Raw genomic sequence first — 16,882 nt, 5'->3', positions numbered from 1 at the left:
AGTCCGGAAGACACCAATCCTCCGTTTTCTATGCTCTGTTTTTCTATATTCTGTTATCCAAATCATCAAACTTCCGACTTCCGACTTCCGACTTCGGACATCTGACATCAGACTTCTGCCCCCCGACTTCCAACTTCCATCATTTTGTTATAGCTTTATGGGTTTAGAAACCAAAAACACCTATTCATTCCCATGAAGATGAACCATTTGCCCAAAAGCTCCATTTTTTTGCTGATGCTTTCCCTCGCCGTGCTCTCCTGCAATGGCAAAAAGAAAGGGGACAACGAAGAAAATGCCGATGAAAAGACCCAACAGGAAACAGACACGTCACAATATGAGGCTTCCCTGCCCTTGGACCGCCTAAAACTTCCCGAAGGCTTCCAAATTGAGATTTATGCCGAAGGCATAGACGGAGCCCGATCCATGGCCATGGGCGACAACGGGACCCTTTTTGTGGGCACCCGGAACGAGAACAAGGTCTATGCGCTCCGCGATGAGGACGGCGATTTTAGGGCCGAAAAAGTATTTGAGGTGGACTCGGACCTGGAGCAGCCCAACGGAGTGGCCTTCAAGGACGGGGCCCTATACGTAGGTGCGGTGAGCCGTTTGTTCAAATACCCCAACATTGAGCAACAATTGGCCAGTCCGCCCGAACCCGAACTGATCTATGACGATTACCCCACAGAGTTCCACCACGGATGGAAATACATCGCCTTTGGCCCGGACAACAAACTGTACGTGCCCGTGGGCGCACCCTGCAACATCTGTGACCGCACCAATGACGACGAGCGTTTTGCGACCATCACCCGAATGGATGCCGATGGCAGCAACCGGGAGATCGTGGCCCGCGGCGTGCGGAACACCGTTGGCTTCACATGGCACCCGGACACCAACGAACTATGGTTTACTGATAACGGCAGGGATATGCTCGGCGACGACATCCCCCCCTGCGAACTGAACCGCCTCACCGAGGTGGGCCAACATTTTGGCTATCCATTTTGCCATGGGGGCACCATCAAAGACCCTGAATTTGGCGACAAGCGTCCCTGTTCCGACTTTGTGGCTCCCGTGCAAGCCTTGGGCGCGCACGTAGCACCCCTCGCCGTCAAGTTCGATACGGGTTCCATGTTCCCGGAAAGTTACAAGGGCCATGCCTTTATCGCGGAGCACGGCTCTTGGAACCGCGCTTCCAAATCCGGCTATAGGGTCACTTTGGTGAAACTGGACAACAACAAGGCGGTAAGCTATGAGCCCTTCATTGAAGGATGGTTGGACGAGGAAAGCCAAGAGGCCTTTGGCCGCCCCGTGGACCTGTTGTTCCTGAAAGACGGATCGCTATTGATCTCCGACGATGTGGGCGACGCCATTTACCGCGTCACCTACAAGGGCTAAACGCCTCATAAAAAATCTCCTAAGTACTTGGGAAGTGGCCTTTCCTCCATTTTCCAGGTACTTTTTTGATTGTCTCTGTCCGAGACCTCCAAAAAAATATGGGTCGTGCCATAGTCGCCTTTGGAGACGATGCGCTCCAAGCTGTAGGTGAGGTCGCCATCCTCGAACACATATTCGGCCTTGTCCAGACTGGGACTTTCCGTGCACTTTCCGTTGCGGATCACCAAACAGGGCCTTTGCAAGATCACCCTGGGCTTTTGCCAGCAGAGGTAGCGGATTTCACCGTCCGTGTGTTCATCCACCCTAATGGTATAATGCTGGTTGTGGCACAGGATCAGAAAGCGTTTTATGCTCGGGTCTTGGGAAAGAATGGCTCGGTAGGTTTAAGTTTGGTTTGGGCTTTTATTGAAACGGCCCATACCGTCCCGTATTGTGCTAGATCTTGTTTCTTTTCCACCAGCGGGCCCCGTGGAGGAATCCCAATAGGTAAACAATAAAGGCGATGAGCACCAAGCAGATTTTTTGTAAGAGGTTTATGGTTTCCAGAGTCGTCATTTTCTTAGGTTTTGTGGCTAAGCTAATTGTTGCGTAGGATTTTTACGCATCCAATTGACGGATGACGGTTTTGAATTGACGGATGGGGGGTTTGGGTTGATGGATGGTTTGTTGGGATGGGCAAGCTTTTGTTCTTTTGTTTTTGAAGTTCTGAAATACTACCGCGCATTGTATCAAAAACATATATCGGAACCTTTAATTTGTCCCAAATGCAAGAAATTGACCTGCCTACTGTTCAAAAGTTGTTGAATTCCAATGAATTGGAGCTGACATCGACCCAAAAGGCATTGTGCCTGCCCATCCTACGGCGGATTTATAAAAAAATGAAGCTTGGAATACAGTTTGATGGTGTAAAAGTCAAGAATTCCCGAATTGTGGATGGTCACCACAGATACATTTGTGCCCAACTCGCAGGGGTCCAAATCGAGTATATGGAGTGGGAAATTGCAAAAGGCACAACTGACCATGAATGGCCCAAAATGAGTATAGTGGAGGAAGATTATGAAGATGCCGACCAAATCAAAGAACACCATAAAAGGGATGCTGCGATCAATGGAGTGGACGAAAGTATTTTCAAGGATTTGTGAAATATGGACTAACTTTGCAATATGTTGATATTATTGGACATAGACGGTGTAATGGTCCCCAACAGCAACTGGAAAAGGCCGGAATTTGAAGATGACGGTTTCCCAAGGTTCAGTAGTAGGGCCACCAACAGCCTTCAGAAAATAATTTCTGAAACTGGTGCAGGAATTCTATTGACCACATCGCACAAGTCCAATTATCCCATAAAAACATGGCGGAACATTTTTTCCACCCGGGGATTGGGCAATGTGAACATCCAAAAACTCAGGACAAACACCTTGCAGATGGACCGAAAGGAAGAGCTGATACGATGGTGGAACAACAGGAACGAAGACCACTTTGTGATCATAGACGATGACAAGACCCTGAACAGCCTTCCGGCCCCCATGAAGGCCAAACTGGTACAGCCCAGCGCCACGGTGGGGCTTAATGAGGAGTTGGCCGATACCGCCATACAGATCTTAAGATCCTAAAAAGAACGATGTGCTCGTCCGAGTGCATTTTCACAGCAAGGTGTAGAAAATGTGTATCGAGGACTTTATAGACCCGCTTTTTGGCGGGTTTTTTGTTCCGCCTCAGTAAGCAACCTGATCAAGACCCCTTGGCCATCCGTGTTGTTCATGCCATAATACCCATAATTTGTTGTTGAATAGTATTTAAAAGGGAAGACCCTTCGGCCTTCCCTTTTTTGTAATTTAATTGGCATGCCAAACAGTTGTAAATAGGTGAAATCCTGCCATTAGATTTTAATCATGGCAGTAATAGGAAATATTGTCACAGAAAAAAGCCAAAAAGTCACATTTTGACATTTTGGCTTGGTTTTTGTAGCGTAAATCGCTAATGTTTTGAATAAAATAGGGAAAATATCGCAAATCTTATTTAGAGGCTGACACCCTGTAAATAATAACGATAAAAACCTAAGTTTATTGCGGTATTCAGTTATTTTGGTAGTTAACTGGGTGCAAATGTATGAAATATTTGTTGAAAAAAATGTTAAAAATAAGTCGTCGTAAAAATTCATAATACTGTCGGAGGAAGACCAGCATGTTGTTAAGTTCAAACTTAATTGCTGGCAAGTAACATTTTTAACTTTAAATTTTTTAAGATGACAAATATATCATCATTTTATAAATTGGCTATTCAGCAGCCAAACTTGGACTTCGTAGACGTCAAGTTAAATACTGATAATTTATTATTTATTGACCCTAGACTTATTGAAAATTCCAAAGACCCTATTGCGAAGGAAATGCAAAAAAGGGTTGAGGTTTTTTGGGCAGAACTTATCAAACATGTCAGGGCAAAGGATATCAAGAAAATCTATTATTTGCTTTCTGGTCTTAAAGAACCAAATGAGACACGCCTTGGATATTCATTTAGCAAATGTTTTGGAAATTCCGTGGCAGATAAGCTTAAACCAAAGATTATTGACGCAATACAGAGAAACAAGGCAGTCAAATCTGGGGTTTTAAGCCATTTTGCGGATGTTGAACTCTTTATTGAGGACATTGGTTCCGATAGAATTTCCGACATCACCACCAAAATTATAAAGGACGTTTTAATAGAATACACTCAGCAGCAGTGTAAGCTTTACAAGATTCCCATGAAGGAGGTAATGCAGGATGATATTTTTGACCACACTACTTCAAAGTGGGTGAGAAGGAAAGTTAAACTTCCTGTCTATTTTGGCAAACCAATTCTTTTTGTACCTAAAACCATTGTAAGATTGGAGAATTCGGCTGGTCAGAATGTTTCTTGTTTTTATAGATATGCAATAAGACATTTTATTGTACATGATAAAGAAATGCTGGATGATGTAAGTCCATCAGGAAAAGATGGGAAAATTCTTTTAAGAGATATTAAAGCTGAATACCCCATTTCCAAGGAATCGTTGACAAATTGGGGAATGAAGTATGGTAAGCTCTTAGTTGATTATAAAACGGACCATTTAAATGGCAGATTGAAGCCATTATCTGATGCTGAAATCATGGCCATTGTATATGATAAAGGATTTCTGAAAACAGGATAAACCAATCATTTTTAATTAAAAGCGGGCCAAAATGGCCCGCTTTTTTATTATCAGAGTCCCCCAATCACCTTTAAGCTCAACCCCGTATGCTTTTTTATATCAGCATCGGACATGCCACTTGCTTTTAAAGACTTCGCGATACTAATTGCCTTTTCTTTTTCGGCCCTCTTCCGTTCCGTTTCCAATTTAAAGGCCTCCAGTTCCTGCTTTTCGGGGCCCATGATCTCAAACAGGCCACTTTTGCGCAGTTCGTCCATCACGCCCTGGTCCCCAAAACTGGTGTAGTCGGTCTCGGTGATCACCAAATGGTCCAACACTTCAATCTGGAGCAGTTTGCCCGCCTTTAGCATATGGTCGGTAAAGAGGATATCGGCATCCGTCACCTTGTGGTTGCCGCTGGGGTGGTTGTGCACCAAGATGAGCTGGGAGGCCAGTTTGTAGATGGCCATCCGGAACACGTCGGGCGGGTCGGCGTTCACCCGGTTGTGCGCACCCAGGCCAATGAGCTCCACAAACAGCACCTTGTTGGCATGGTTGAGGCCCACCACCCAAAAATGCTCTTGGTTGCGGCGTATCTTGTTCTCCCGCAGCAACACCTGTTGCATGATCGCATAAATGTCCGTGGAGTTCAGCACTTTGATCCGTTGTTCTTTGGTAAGCCTTACGTTCATGGGTAGGTGTTTGTCATTTTTGGGTCTGGGAAAGGTAATCCAAGCTTTTGAGAAAAACAAAAATGGCCTGGGGGTATAAAAAACCGTCCCCACAAATTACAAGGGACGGTTTTTAGATGGTGACAATACCGTTATTTTGCGATGCTGTTCAATTTCTGCACCTGCGCATCAAAACTCTTGAGGGTGGCGGCCAGCACCCCGATCTGTTCCTGGGCCTCTTTCCAATCTTTCTGCTCAATGGCCTCGCGTACGCCCGGAAGGGTCTTTACCCCATACCCAGTGTAAAATCCCGGGGCATAGATTTGGTGCTTGAACCAGTCCCTTCGGGGGAGTCCCTTATCCTGTAGCAACACCTGCTCCATGCCCATCAGCTCTTGGTTGAGCTGCGCCTTTTTGGCACTGGACAGGGCCATGAGGTCCGCTTTGGAAAAGGTGTCTATGCTTTTCTTGAGGTCAGCGATCACATTTTGCAGGGGCGAGAAGTCCAGATACGGCACTTCGGCCTCCTTTTTCGCGGGTGCCAAGGGCTTTTTGGGATCCATGGTCAACTCGTACACATTTGCCTCTACCTTTTTGTTGTGCTTTTCCACTTCGGAGCGCATGTTTTCCAAGGTCTTCATCACCTCGCCCAAATAGGTCTCAATGGTGCCGTGCCACTGGGTCAGCTCAAACGGCAACACCTCGGCATTGGCCAGGCGTAGGGTAATGCGACCCGCCGTATTGGCCAGGGCCACGCCATACTGGAACCCGGGGTCCTTAAAACGGGTGTAGTGGGTATAGGTATCGTAAATGGTGTGGTATTCCCCGCCGGAGCCTTCGCCACCGTAACCGAGGTTCAACGAGGCAATGCCCGAATGCTGGATGAAGGGGGTGTAATCCGATCCAGAGCCGAGGGCGGATAGTGTAAAGGAATTGTCCCCACCGCGCACTGCATTGGCGGCCTTGCGGCGCTCCGCCACAGACACGCCTTTTTGCGGGTCGGTCACACTATGGGCCACCTGCGACACCATCGCCTGGAGCGAGTGCGACCCTCCTGCACCCAGATACCCACGGCTGTTGCCATCGGTGTTGATGTAGGCCACGGCCTTTTGCTGCAGTTCGTCCCTGTGGTCTTCCACCCATTCCGTGGAACCGATGAGTCCGGGTTCCTCCGCATCCCAGCCACAATAGACCAGGGTGCGTTTGGGTCTTTTGCCCTCCTTGGCCAGTTGACCAATGACGCGGGCCTCTTCCATCAGGGCCACCATGCCACTGACAGGGTCACTGGCGCCGTGCACCCAGGCATCGTGGTGGTTGCCACGCACGATCCACTGATCAGGGAATTCCGAACCCTTTAGGGTCGCGATGAGGTTGTGGGCCGGTTTCAACTGCCAGTCAAACTCTAGTTTCAAATGTACCTTGGCCGGACCGGGACCAATATGGTAGGTGAGGGGCAGGGCACCTCTCCAGTCATCGGGGGCCACGGGACCTTTCAAGGCTTCCAACAAAGGCTGGGCATCTTCATACGAAATGGGCAGCACGGGAATCTTGGTAATGGTCGGGGCCTCCTCACGGTCCAAGCGTTTGGCATCCTTGGTAGCGGCATAGCCGGGGGTGAGTACATCGCCGGGATAAAGGGGCATGTCCATCACGGAGCCACGCTGCACCCCGGTCTTGTTTTTATAGGGGCCTTCGGGATATACATCGCCCTGGTAATACCCATCATCCTTGGGGTCGGAATAGATGATACAGCCAATGGCGCCTTTCTCGGCGGCCAATTTCGGTTTGATGCCGCGCCAAGAGCCATAATATTTGGCAATGACGATTTTTCCTTTCACATCGATGCCCAGTTTTTCCAGTTCCTCATAGTCGCTGGGCACGCCGTAGTTCACAAATACGAGTTCGGCCTCCACATCGCCATCGGTGGAGAAGGCATTGTAACTGGGCAACAGTTTGTCACCCTGCGCGGTGTACGGGTCGCCTTCCACGGGAACGGCCTCGAGGGATGCCGAGTAGGTGGTGGGGGCGGTCAGTTCCAGAACTCGGACCTTGGGGTAGGGGAAAAGCACTTGGTAGGTGTCAATCCGGGTATCATAACCCCAGGATTTGAACTGTTTTTCCATCCACTTGACGTTTTCCTCGCCAAATTTGGTGCCCACCCAATGGGGTTCGGCGGCCATGCGTTTCATCCAATCGTCCAGATTGGTCGCGGAAAGTCGTTTTTCAAATTCAGTTTCGAGCTTCAATTCTTCATCCGAAGCGGTTTTACCAAACCCAATAAGCTGTTCTTGGGCCGATACGCTCAAAATGCTGAGCAACAGGAATAAGGGTAGTAGAGGTCTTTTTCTCATAATTTTTGAATTAGCACTTAAATGTAAGTATTTGTTGGCTAACTGGCGCTAGATGTCAGAGGTCCGAAGCTTGTAGTTTGGGATTTGATGTTTGGCATTTTGAGGGTGGATGTTAAAAGACAGTGTGCAGTACGCGGTCGGCAATAACCCAATAACAAAATAACCCAATAACGGAATGATTAGGGCCTGACACGAATAGCACGAATTGACACGAATATAGCTTGAGCTTGATTCTTGAACTTGTGTTTGGTGCTTCGGATTTGAAGATGGGAAGACAGTCTGCAGTGTGCAGTAAGCAGTGATAAGTAACTGAACAACCCAGTAACCAAATAACCGACAAGTTTTCAAAATAAATTTGCGCAGTCAAATAACTGCATTTATATTCGCAGTCAAATAGCTGCATAAATGGAATTGCGTAGAGATGTATTTCAGGCCATTGCCGACCCCACCCGTAGGGCCATCATTGCCATGGTGGCACTGAACGCCATGACGCCGGGCGCCATAGCCGCGGAGTTCGATTCGTCCCGGCAGACCATTTCAAAGCACATACGTATCCTCACCGAGTGCGAACTGCTGACCCAGGAACAGCAGGGGAGGGAGATCCATTACTACTTCAATCCTGTCAAAATGAAGGAAATAGCAGACTTTATTGCACCATTTAGGGATATGTGGGACGATAGGTTCAACGCTTTGGAGGCCATCATGAAAAAACAACCGCCTAAAAAATAACAATGGAACGAAAAACAAAGGTCCACGCTGAGGACGGAAAACAGGAAATCTGGATCACCAGGGAATTTGAACTGCCGCTGGAATCCCTTTTTAGGGCCTACGAAGACGCTGAGATTGTGGCGCAATGGATGGGCACCAATGTCCTAAAGCTGGAAAACCGCAGACATGGCAGCTATCAGTTCGAGACCACCGACCCCATGGGCAACAAGCACCGGTTCAACGGGACCATACACGAATTTGTACCCAACCGGAAGATCATACGGACCTTTGAGATGGAAAGCGGCCAGTTTCCCGTGCAATTGGAGTTTTTGGAGTTTGAGGCCCTGACCGAGACCACGAGCAAGCTAACCATCCACATGGTCCAGAAATCGGTGGAGGACCGTGATCGCATGCTGAAACTGCCCTTTACGCAGGGCATCAACATGGCGCACGACCGCTTGCAGCACGTAGTACAACACTTAGGATAACCTTTAAAACCTTACAAATGACAAAAAGAAACAAAATCATCTATTGGGTGGCCACGGTTTGGCTGGCTCTGGGAATGGTTTCCACGGGCATTGTGCAACTGATGGGCATGGAAGAGGAAGTGGCCATGATGGACCATTTGGGCTATCCCATCTATTTTCTGACCATAATCGGAATCTGGAAACTTTTGGGCGTAGTGGCCGTATTGATTCCCAAGTTTCCCTTGCTCAAGGAATGGGCATACGCAGGGTTTGTCTTCACCATGACCGGGGCGATAGCATCCCATCTGGCCGTCGGGGATGCCGCTGTAGATCTTTTCGGACCCACCCTGTTATTGGCATTGTCCATAATTTCTTGGTATTTTAGACCTCCAAGCCGAAAGACGATCACCACGCAAAACGCATAAGCATGAACCCAAAAGTCGATTTTTTCTTTGAAAAGCCCTCCCAATGGCAAGATGCCTATCGACAGTTGCGTAAAATTGTTCTGGACACTGGCCTTACCGAGGAACTCAAATGGGGCGTACCCTGCTATACCTTTCAGGGCAGCAACATTGTTTTGATCCACGGTTTTAAGGAATACTGCGCGCTCCTGTTCCATAAAGGGGCATTGCTGAAGGATACGGAGGACATGCTCATCCAGCAGACCAAGAATGTACAATCGGTCCGCCAGATCAGGTTCACCGATGTCAAGGAGATCGTGGACAGAAAAAAAGCACTGACAGCCTATATCCATGAGGCCATTGAAGTGGAAAAAGCAGGTCTGGAAGTAAAAATGAAGAAAACCTCCGAATTTGACATGCCGGAAGAGCTTCAGGACAGATTGGACAGTGATACCGATTTTAAAAAAGCCTTCGAAGCCTTGACACCGGGACGCCAACGCGGGTATATGCTCCATATTTCCCAGGCAAAACAATCCAAGACCCGCATATCAAGGATCGAGAAATCCGTTCCCAACATTTTTGAGGGAAAAGGATATAATGAAATGTAAACCTTATCACAGCATAAACCATGCGAAGAATTGTCCCAAACATCTATTCCGATGACCTAGCAGCGAGCAAATCGTTCTATATCGATTTTTTGGGAATGGATATGGCCATGGACCTGGGGTGGATCATAACGTTCGCCTCAAAGGAAAATCCCACGGCCCAAATCAACATTTTTCAAAACGAAGAGGGCAAAGAGCTGGATAACGCATCCGTTTTCCTTTCCATAGAACTGCCTGATGTGGACCAGATGTACGAGCGGGCAAAAGAATTTGGCCATGAGGTGGTTTATGACATACGAAATGAAAATTGGGGCGTGCGGCGGTTTTTTGTGAAAGACCCGAACGGTGCCACCCTTAACCTTTTGACCCACCTATGAACCCACTCATTGATGCTTATTTGCAGGAAGGCTGTGGCCGCTGCCCTTTGGGCGGCACCCCGGAATGCAAGGTGCACAGTTGGCAGGAAGAATTGAAATACCTCCGAAGGCTGATACTGGAGTGCGGACTTACAGAAGAACAGAAGTGGGGCATGCCCACCTATACCCATAACGGCACCAACTTGGTGATGGTGGCCGCGTTCAAGGACAATTGCACCCTGAGTTTTTTTAAAGGGGCATTGCTGAAGGACGATCACCAAATTCTGGAAAAACCAGGGGAGAACACCCAATCGGGCAGGGTGGTCCGTTTTACCGATGTGAAGCAGATCGTCCAACTGGAACCCGTGTTGAAAAGCTACATCTTTGAAGCCATTGAAGTGAAAAAAGCAGGTTTGAAGGTGCAAATGAAACCGGTTTCGGACTACGACATCCCCGAAGAGTTCCAACAACGATTGGAGGAAGACCCCGAACTGAAAAAAGCGTTTGAAAACCTTACCCCGGGAAGACAAAAGGGGTATCTGCTCTATTTTTCCGGGGCAAAACAATCCAAGACCCGGGAAGACCGTATCGAAAAATACATCCCCAAGATCATGAAAGGTTTGGGGTTTCATGATAGATAACTTCCAGCACAAGGGTTTTGTGTCCAATATTCACTATTTTAGGAGGACCAACCCAAACCGATATGGAACAGCGCAGAAAATTTTTAAAACAAGGGGCCATGGCGATGTTGTCCATGCCCTTGTTGTCCTTTGATTCCCAAAAAGATTGGTCCATTGAACCCCTCAAAAATGCCACTCCCACGGACGAGGCCTATTGGAAGATGGTCCGAAAGCAATTTCCACTGAAAGAAGGGCAGACCTATTTCAACAACGGTACCATGGGCCCAACATCGGGCTATGTGCTGGACAAAATGTTCGACCACATGATGCGCTGGAACGTGGAGGCCGCGACCGTGGACTACAAGAACGGTTCAGGACCCGAACTGCTGACCGGGTACTTTCCCTACGAGGAACTACGAACCAAATTGGCAAAAATCATCAACTGCGATTTTAAGGAAATCTCACTGGTGCAGAACGCCACATTTGGGATGAACTACGTGGGCATGGGCCTCGACCTGAAGAAAGGGGACGAGTTGCTGAACACCAATCAGGAACACGGAGGGGGTTTTGGGGCCTGGCAACTCTTGGCCAAGCGTAAAGGCTGTGTGTACAAGCAGGCCATCCTACCAGAACCCGCCAACGATCCGCAGGCCATTGTGGATGCCATTTTTAAGGAAGTAACCCCGAAGACCAAGGTCATTGCCATACCGCATATCGTTTCTGGGTTCGGGACCGTGATGCCCGTAAAACAAATCTGTGCCGAGGCCAAAAAGAGGGGCATTTTTACCGTTTTGGACGGAGCGCAGTGCGTGGGCCACGTGAACGTGGACGTGAAGGACATTGGTTGTGATGCCTATTATTCCAGTCTGCACAAATGGCTGTTGGCCCCGGCGGGCAGCGGTCTTTTATATATCAATAAAGATGTGGTGGGCGATATTTGGGCCACCATTGCCAGCTATAACTGGGACAACCAAGAAGACCACGGATTCCGGTTGATGCAGAATGGCACTGGCAATGCCGGGCTTGTGGCGGGGTATGATGCCGCTGTGGATTTCTTCAACACCATTGGCCATGATGTTTGGATCGGCAGGATCAAGGAACTGGGCATGCACCTTCGGGATGGCCTGAAACAAATGAAACACGTAACTATCTTTTCATCTACCAATGAAGAACTGGCAGCCGGAATCACTACCTATGGGGTGGAGGGCATGTCAGGGCCAGAACTCCAAAAAACGATGTGGGATCGCGAAAAACTGCAACCCCGATCGGTAGGGGACAAGATGATCCGCCATTCCGTGCACATTTACAATTCCAAGGAAGAAATAGACAGGGCTTTGGACGTTGTGGGAAGCCTGGGATAACATTAATTTAGAAATTTGAAAATACCATTACTCATATATTCTTACAATCACATGAAAAACCTCTCTCTAACTGTACTTTTCGTCTTGCTCTTGGCCTCCTGTAAAAAAGAAGTAAAGCCGACCGAATCCCCCAAAATAGCCTATACCGGAATCACCGAATCCATCAGACCGGGCGATGATTTCTTTATGCGCGTGAACAAGATCTGGTACGATTCCATCCAAATCGCCGAGGATCAGGTAGGAGTGGGGTCCTATAGTTTTTTGAACATTCCGCAGAAAAAATTGCTTCAGAATATCTTGGAAGAAGTTTCCGCCACGGAACATGCAGCGGGAACGGTAGAGCAGAAAGTGGGTGCTTTTTATGCTTCGGGTATGGACACGGCCCAAATCAACAAAAGGGGATATGAGCCCATAAAACCCATCCTTGAAAAAATCGATGGGATTGCGGACACCAAGGCCCTCATGCATTTTGTGACCAACGAGATGCAATCCGGCAACAATTCGTTCATCGGCCTCAGGGTTGGGCCGGACAACAAGAACAGCAGTGTGAACATCCTGCACGCCGGACAATCGGGACTCGGGCTTCCGGATCGGGATTATTACTTCAAGACGGATTCGTCCACCGTGGGCATCCAAAACGCCTATCGGAAATACCTGACCACCCTCTTCGAGCTTACGGAGCAAGAAAATGGGGCCGAAAAGGCGGAAACGGTATATGCCATTGAAAAACAACTGGCCGAGGTGCACAAGACCCGTATCGAACGAAGGGACATTCAAGCCAACTACCACAAACTTTCGGTGGCGGACCTCACCAAGAGCAATCCTAACATCCATTGGGCAACACTGTTGGAACAACTGCAAATGGAAGCCGATTCCATAAATGTTCAGCAACCCACTTACTATGACCAACTGGACCAAATGCTGGCCTCCGTTCCACTGGAGGACTGGAAAACCTATCTCAAGGCCCACACCTTGGAAAATTATGCAGGTTTTCTGAGCACGCCTTTTGAAATGGCGGTTTTTGAGTACAACAAAATACTGCTGGGCCAATCGGAACAACAGCCCCGTGCCCAGTTGATGGTGCAGCAGGTGGACCGTTTGCTCGGTTTTGCGCTGGGGCAGCTCTACGTAAAACGCTATTTTGACGAAGAGGACAAGAAAAGGGTGTCCGACTTGGTGGACAACCTTCAAAAAGCCTTTGAGAACCGGATGTCCCAATTGGACTGGATGAGCGACAGTACCAAGGCCAAGGCCAAGGAAAAACTATATGCCATCACCAAAAAGGTAGGCTACCCCGATGTTTGGAGGGAATATGATGTGACCATGGAACGGGACAACTATTTCGAGAATGTGGTGGCGCTGCGCAAAAATGCTTACGAATATGCCACCAAGGACCTGAACAAGGCTCCCAACAAAGAGGATTGGGGCACTACGCCCTCAACGGTGACGGCCTATTACCGGGCATCTCATAATGAAATCGTCTTCCCGGCCGGGATACTTCAATTTCCCTATTTTGATAAGGAGGCGGACGATGCGGTGAACTATGGCGGCATCGGGATGGTGATCGGACATGAGCTTACCCATGCCTTTGATGACAATGGGTCCCAATACGACAAGGATGGGAACCTGAAAAACTGGTGGACGAAGGACGACCTGGAAAAATTCAAGGCGAAGACCCAACAGCTCATAGACCGTTACAGCACCTTTACCGTGCTGGACACCGTGCACGTGAAAGGGGCGATGACCATTGGGGAGAACACAGCGGACAACGGCGGTATTGCAATTGCCTACGACGCCTTCAAAATGACCGAACAGGGGCAGGACACTACCCGAATTGGCGGCTACACGCCCGATGAACGTTTCTTCATGTCCATAGCCCGAATCTGGAGGGTAAAGGTGAGGGACGAGTTCATGCGGAATTATGTGAACACCAATTCCCATTCTCCGGCCATTTGGCGGGTGAACGGCCCTTTGATGAACTTTACGCCCTTCTACGAAACGTTTGACCTCCGACCAGAAGACGAAAATTATAAACCCGAGGAGGAACGCATCAAGATTTGGTAAAGATAAAATTGTTTAAATCATTGTATTTCAATTAATTAAATTCGAATTTGAATATGCTTGCTGAGCCCTGATTTTTTCAAAAGATTTTTAATCTACGTGTCCAAATTAGATATACCTTCGGTAAAAAATTTGTGACGTTAGAGCAGAAGGTCCGAAGGGTCGAGGAGCTATTCGGACAATTGGAAAAGGAAACCGCCCAGTTTCAGCAAAAGTCAGGTTTGGGCTGTGTTTCGGGCTGTGGAAAATGTTGTAACTACCCTCAAATAGAGGCCTCTCCCTTGGAGTTTTTACCTTGGGCTTTCCATCTTTTTTTACAGGGCGAAGCGGAGACCACTTTGGACACCTTGAACGCGAACCAAAATCCCAACTGCTTTCTCTTCGCGCCCCTTTCCGTGGTAGATCAGGGCCATTGCGGCACCTATCAGTACCGGGGGCTCATCTGTCGTTTGTTCGGCTTTGCCGCCACCCGAGACAAATATGGAAGCCTGCGCTTGGCCACCTGCAAGATCATCCGTGAGGGACAGGCCGAACAGTACCGTACCGTTTCGGAAGCCATCGCCAAAGGGCTGTACGTCCCCGTTTTCACGGATTACTACATGCAACTGAACCAGATTGACTACCAAATGGGCACCAAAATGCTGCCCGTGAACAAGGCGCTGAAAGTGGCCTTGGAAGAAGTGCTGCAATACTACACCTACAGGCCGCTCCCCAATGCAGGGAAGTGGTGTGTTTGATGTTTTAGGCCGATGTAGGGCAGCCCATTCCACAAAATTTTCATAAAAATTACGCTTTTGGGGAAAGCAATGTCCATCGTGTTCGTTGAACCATTTTGTACCCTATATATTTGCAACGATTTGATTATAAATGTATAAAACAGAATTATGAGCAAAGTAAAGGAAAACGACACTGTGAAGGTGCATTACACGGGCAAACTGGTCAATGGAAAGGTTTTTGACAGTTCATTGGAAAGGGAACCCTTGGAAGTCGCCTTGGGGCAGGGTCAACTTATCCCTGGATTTGAAAAAGGACTGATCGATATGGCCGTGAACGAAAAGAAGACCATCACCATAGACAAGCAGGAAGCGTATGGCGAGGTGAACGAGCAGCTTTTTCAGAAAATCTCCAAATCGCAGTTGCCGGACGACCTGAAGCCCGAAGTGGGCATGGGCTTGGTGGGTGCCAATGCCGAGGGGCAACAGCAGCAGTTCCGCGTTGCCAAAGTGGAAGAAAACGATATTATCCTGGATGCCAACCATCCGTTGGCGGGCCAAGACCTGGTGTTTGACCTTGAGGTGGTAGCGATACTTTAAGCGCAGCCATCATATAAAGAACAAAAACGCCCTGTCAGTACGATGGGGCTTTTTTTGGCCCTATGGCCTATGGGGGTAAACATTTTGCCTGCTGAGCCACATGGATGTCCATGACCGCCCCTTTGAGTTCCATAAGCACATGACAAACATTTTGGCGCTCCGTTGCTGAAAAAGCATCCGCAGGAAGGTAATGGAACATATAAATGGCCTTGTCCAACCACAGCGTAAAGGAAAGCAAATCTCCTTCGTGACATTCTTCAAAGTAGGTGAGGAGGGGGAGTAGGTCATTGGGCCGTAAGCTCATTTTGGGACAATTCTATGTGCATTTGGAATATAAATACAGATTATAACAATATAAATATAGGTTTTATTTATAAATCTGAAAATTAAAATCACTGTTTTATTATATATAAATATAATTTAAAACAATGTTTATATAGTTTTCATAAGGAATCTGAAAATCCCAATATTGCCTCAAACATTGATTATGCCTAGTTTTAGGCTATGTCTGAGCGAATAAACAGAATAAAAGAAGTGCTCGTTATAAAGGGAATGAGCCAAAAGGAATTGGCGGTTAAACTTGACCGAAATCCCAATACAATTACTTCGATTTGCAATAATAAGTCCCAACCACATTTAAAAGATTTAAAGAAGATTGCTAAAATTTTGGATGTGGATATTCGGGAACTTTTGGTGCCCACTAAAATTTAATTAACTCAAATCGTCGGAAATGGCAGTATATAATACATCTTCAGATTCTGCAAATACGGCAATTCGTGCTTTTCTAACGAAGGTAGGAGAATATTATTGGGGTAAAAGCTTTAATACAGGTTCTGGAAATTCAAAGAAAATATTTGAGCAAATCAAAAGCGAAGTTTTTGGGAGCAAATGTGCATACTGTGGAGTTCAATCAAACAAATTACAGATTGAACATCTAATCATGTTTAATAGAGCTCAATATGGATTACATCATCCGGGAAATATTGTTCCAGCATGTCAATCATGCAATAAACGACGCAGGGATGATTCAAGTAACTATCTAAATTGGGAAGAACACCTGGAGCAGATTTGCCGCGAAAATGATGATTTAAACTCCTTTTTTGAAAGAAAGAAGAGAATTCAAACTCACATGCAAAAAGGTAAGTTCCGATACCCAGAACTAAATGAGGCTGAACAACATGCAATTAGAGTTATTGCTAACTCGCTATATGAAAACATAAAAACAGAAAATGATAAAGCCCTCAAAATGTATCAAGAATTAGACAGTGCATTTGTAAAAAAGATAACAAGATAAAAATATAAGACACTATCTGACTTCTGATTTTTTTTTAGAAAGCTCAAAAACGTCATTTGCTGTACTATAATTTACATAGAGGTAAAGTAAGTGACATGTAAGCAATTGCTAATATAAATCTTTTCAACCAAAATTAA

At 47.2% G+C, this 16,882-nt stretch carries 20 protein-coding genes; 16 read left to right on the top strand and 4 right to left on the bottom strand.

Features of this window, described 5'->3' with window-relative positions:
* Positions 1-192: 192 nt before the first annotated feature.
* A complete protein-coding gene (locus DB398_RS16220; protein WP_108425509.1) occupies positions 193-1,392 on the top strand; it encodes a PQQ-dependent sugar dehydrogenase in 1,200 nt (399 codons plus the stop codon).
* A gap of 5 nt (positions 1,393-1,397) precedes the next feature.
* Here DB398_RS16220 and DB398_RS16215 read toward each other — a convergent pair whose 3' ends face one another.
* Positions 1,398-1,694: a hypothetical protein gene (locus DB398_RS16215; RefSeq protein WP_108425508.1), complete on the bottom strand. Its 297-nt coding sequence runs from the start codon at positions 1,692-1,694 to the stop codon at positions 1,398-1,400.
* A gap of 462 nt (positions 1,695-2,156) precedes the next feature.
* On the opposite strand from DB398_RS16215, the gene DB398_RS16210 reads away from it, so the two are divergent.
* The 3 genes from DB398_RS16210 (at position 2,157) to DB398_RS16200 (ending at position 4,558) form a co-directional block, all read left to right on the top strand.
* Entirely contained in the window at positions 2,157-2,534 is a 378-nt protein-coding gene (locus DB398_RS16210; protein WP_108425507.1) for a hypothetical protein, read from the top strand.
* Between the two features lie 21 nt (positions 2,535-2,555).
* Positions 2,556-3,005, top strand: a complete 450-nt coding sequence (locus DB398_RS16205) for an HAD domain-containing protein (protein WP_108425506.1) — start codon at positions 2,556-2,558, stop codon at positions 3,003-3,005.
* Positions 3,006-3,637: 632 nt separating this feature from the next.
* A complete protein-coding gene (locus tag DB398_RS16200) occupies positions 3,638-4,558 on the top strand; it encodes a hypothetical protein (protein ID WP_108425505.1) in 921 nt (306 codons plus the stop codon).
* 50 nt (positions 4,559-4,608) lie between these two features.
* On the opposite strand, the gene DB398_RS16195 is transcribed toward DB398_RS16200, so the two are convergent.
* Both DB398_RS16195 and DB398_RS16190 read right to left on the bottom strand, forming a co-directional pair.
* Positions 4,609-5,229, bottom strand: coding sequence for a JAB domain-containing protein (locus DB398_RS16195; RefSeq protein WP_108425616.1), 621 nt, complete (start codon positions 5,227-5,229; stop codon positions 4,609-4,611).
* Positions 5,230-5,360: 131 nt separating this feature from the next.
* Positions 5,361-7,559, bottom strand: coding sequence for a transferrin receptor-like dimerization domain-containing protein (locus DB398_RS16190; protein WP_108425504.1), 2,199 nt, complete (start codon positions 7,557-7,559; stop codon positions 5,361-5,363).
* Positions 7,560-7,964: 405 nt separating this feature from the next.
* On the opposite strand from DB398_RS16190, the gene DB398_RS16185 reads away from it, so the two are divergent.
* The 10 genes from DB398_RS16185 (at position 7,965) to DB398_RS16140 (ending at position 15,451) form a co-directional block, all read left to right on the top strand.
* Complete coding sequence (locus tag DB398_RS16185; RefSeq protein WP_108425503.1) at positions 7,965-8,288, top strand: ArsR/SmtB family transcription factor; 324 nt, start codon at positions 7,965-7,967, stop codon at positions 8,286-8,288.
* 2 nt (positions 8,289-8,290) lie between these two features.
* Positions 8,291-8,755, top strand: coding sequence for an SRPBCC family protein (locus DB398_RS16180; protein ID WP_108425502.1), 465 nt, complete (start codon positions 8,291-8,293; stop codon positions 8,753-8,755).
* A 17-nt stretch (positions 8,756-8,772) separates the two neighbouring features.
* Positions 8,773-9,159, top strand: coding sequence for a DoxX family protein (locus DB398_RS16175; protein ID WP_108425501.1), 387 nt, complete (start codon positions 8,773-8,775; stop codon positions 9,157-9,159).
* 2 nt (positions 9,160-9,161) lie between these two features.
* Complete coding sequence (locus tag DB398_RS16170; RefSeq protein ID WP_108425500.1) at positions 9,162-9,743, top strand: YdeI/OmpD-associated family protein; 582 nt, start codon at positions 9,162-9,164, stop codon at positions 9,741-9,743.
* 20 nt (positions 9,744-9,763) lie between these two features.
* Complete coding sequence (locus DB398_RS16165; RefSeq protein WP_108425499.1) at positions 9,764-10,117, top strand: VOC family protein; 354 nt, start codon at positions 9,764-9,766, stop codon at positions 10,115-10,117.
* Positions 10,114-10,737 (top strand): YdeI/OmpD-associated family protein, encoded by a 624-nt coding sequence (locus DB398_RS16160; RefSeq protein ID WP_108425498.1) that lies wholly within the window; start codon positions 10,114-10,116, stop codon positions 10,735-10,737. Before DB398_RS16165 ends, DB398_RS16160 begins: the two co-directional genes overlap by 4 nt.
* 62 nt (positions 10,738-10,799) lie before the next feature.
* Entirely contained in the window at positions 10,800-12,077 is a 1,278-nt protein-coding gene (locus DB398_RS16155; protein WP_108425497.1) for an aminotransferase class V-fold PLP-dependent enzyme, read from the top strand.
* A 51-nt stretch (positions 12,078-12,128) separates the two neighbouring features.
* On the top strand, positions 12,129-14,141 hold the full coding sequence (locus DB398_RS16150; RefSeq protein WP_108425496.1) for a M13 family metallopeptidase: 2,013 nt from the start codon (positions 12,129-12,131) through the stop codon (positions 14,139-14,141).
* Positions 14,142-14,272: 131 nt separating this feature from the next.
* Entirely contained in the window at positions 14,273-14,875 is a 603-nt protein-coding gene (locus tag DB398_RS16145; RefSeq protein ID WP_108425495.1) for a YkgJ family cysteine cluster protein, read from the top strand.
* Positions 14,876-15,022: 147 nt separating this feature from the next.
* Positions 15,023-15,451 carry an FKBP-type peptidyl-prolyl cis-trans isomerase gene (locus tag DB398_RS16140; RefSeq protein ID WP_108425494.1) on the top strand — a complete coding sequence of 143 codons (429 nt, stop codon included), beginning with the start codon at positions 15,023-15,025 and terminating at the stop codon, positions 15,449-15,451.
* Positions 15,452-15,518: 67 nt separating this feature from the next.
* Here the strand turns inward: DB398_RS16140 and DB398_RS16135 are convergent, their stop codons facing one another.
* Positions 15,519-15,755 carry a hypothetical protein gene (locus tag DB398_RS16135; protein ID WP_108425493.1) on the bottom strand — a complete coding sequence of 79 codons (237 nt, stop codon included), beginning with the start codon at positions 15,753-15,755 and terminating at the stop codon, positions 15,519-15,521.
* Positions 15,756-15,955: 200 nt separating this feature from the next.
* On the opposite strand from DB398_RS16135, the gene DB398_RS16130 reads away from it, so the two are divergent.
* Together DB398_RS16130 and DB398_RS16125 are read left to right on the top strand one after the other, a co-directional pair.
* The gene (locus DB398_RS16130; RefSeq protein ID WP_108425492.1) at positions 15,956-16,162 is read left to right on the top strand and encodes a helix-turn-helix transcriptional regulator; all 207 of its coding nucleotides are present in this window, start codon (positions 15,956-15,958) and stop codon (positions 16,160-16,162) included.
* A gap of 19 nt (positions 16,163-16,181) precedes the next feature.
* Positions 16,182-16,745, top strand: a complete 564-nt coding sequence (locus tag DB398_RS16125) for an HNH endonuclease (RefSeq protein ID WP_108425491.1) — start codon at positions 16,182-16,184, stop codon at positions 16,743-16,745.
* Positions 16,746-16,882: the final 137 nt, after the last annotated feature.

Origin of the sequence: Flagellimonas amoyensis, from assembly GCF_003058265.1 — a bacterium.
In the GTDB taxonomy this organism is placed as follows: domain Bacteria; phylum Bacteroidota; class Bacteroidia; order Flavobacteriales; family Flavobacteriaceae; genus Flagellimonas; species Flagellimonas amoyensis.
The sequence above is the reverse complement of the archived record's forward strand: the minus strand, read 5'-3'. Positions and strand labels throughout refer to the sequence as shown.

Bases quoted from the DNA above. Each gene is read 5' to 3' on its own strand.
- DB398_RS16125 (WP_108425491.1), top strand. From the start codon at position 16,182: ATGGCAGTATATAATACATCTTCAGATTCTGCAAATACGGCAATTCGT.
- DB398_RS16150 (WP_108425496.1), top strand. From the start codon at position 12,129: ATGAAAAACCTCTCTCTAACTGTACTTTTCGTCTTGCTCTTGGCCTCC.
- DB398_RS16185 (WP_108425503.1), top strand. From the start codon at position 7,965: ATGGAATTGCGTAGAGATGTATTTCAGGCCATTGCCGACCCCACCCGT.
- DB398_RS16130 (WP_108425492.1), top strand. From the start codon at position 15,956: ATGTCTGAGCGAATAAACAGAATAAAAGAAGTGCTCGTTATAAAGGGA.
- DB398_RS16135 (WP_108425493.1), bottom strand. From the start codon at position 15,755: ATGAGCTTACGGCCCAATGACCTACTCCCCCTCCTCACCTACTTTGAA.
- DB398_RS16155 (WP_108425497.1), top strand. From the start codon at position 10,800: ATGGAACAGCGCAGAAAATTTTTAAAACAAGGGGCCATGGCGATGTTG.
- DB398_RS16160 (WP_108425498.1), top strand. From the start codon at position 10,114: ATGAACCCACTCATTGATGCTTATTTGCAGGAAGGCTGTGGCCGCTGC.
- DB398_RS16205 (WP_108425506.1), top strand. From the start codon at position 2,556: ATGTTGATATTATTGGACATAGACGGTGTAATGGTCCCCAACAGCAAC.
- DB398_RS16195 (WP_108425616.1), bottom strand. From the start codon at position 5,229: ATGAACGTAAGGCTTACCAAAGAACAACGGATCAAAGTGCTGAACTCC.
- DB398_RS16210 (WP_108425507.1), top strand. From the start codon at position 2,157: ATGCAAGAAATTGACCTGCCTACTGTTCAAAAGTTGTTGAATTCCAAT.
- DB398_RS16200 (WP_108425505.1), top strand. From the start codon at position 3,638: ATGACAAATATATCATCATTTTATAAATTGGCTATTCAGCAGCCAAAC.
- DB398_RS16180 (WP_108425502.1), top strand. From the start codon at position 8,291: ATGGAACGAAAAACAAAGGTCCACGCTGAGGACGGAAAACAGGAAATC.
- DB398_RS16170 (WP_108425500.1), top strand. From the start codon at position 9,162: ATGAACCCAAAAGTCGATTTTTTCTTTGAAAAGCCCTCCCAATGGCAA.
- DB398_RS16220 (WP_108425509.1), top strand. From the start codon at position 193: ATGAAGATGAACCATTTGCCCAAAAGCTCCATTTTTTTGCTGATGCTT.
- DB398_RS16140 (WP_108425494.1), top strand. From the start codon at position 15,023: ATGAGCAAAGTAAAGGAAAACGACACTGTGAAGGTGCATTACACGGGC.
- DB398_RS16175 (WP_108425501.1), top strand. From the start codon at position 8,773: ATGACAAAAAGAAACAAAATCATCTATTGGGTGGCCACGGTTTGGCTG.
- DB398_RS16165 (WP_108425499.1), top strand. From the start codon at position 9,764: ATGCGAAGAATTGTCCCAAACATCTATTCCGATGACCTAGCAGCGAGC.
- DB398_RS16190 (WP_108425504.1), bottom strand. From the start codon at position 7,559: ATGAGAAAAAGACCTCTACTACCCTTATTCCTGTTGCTCAGCATTTTG.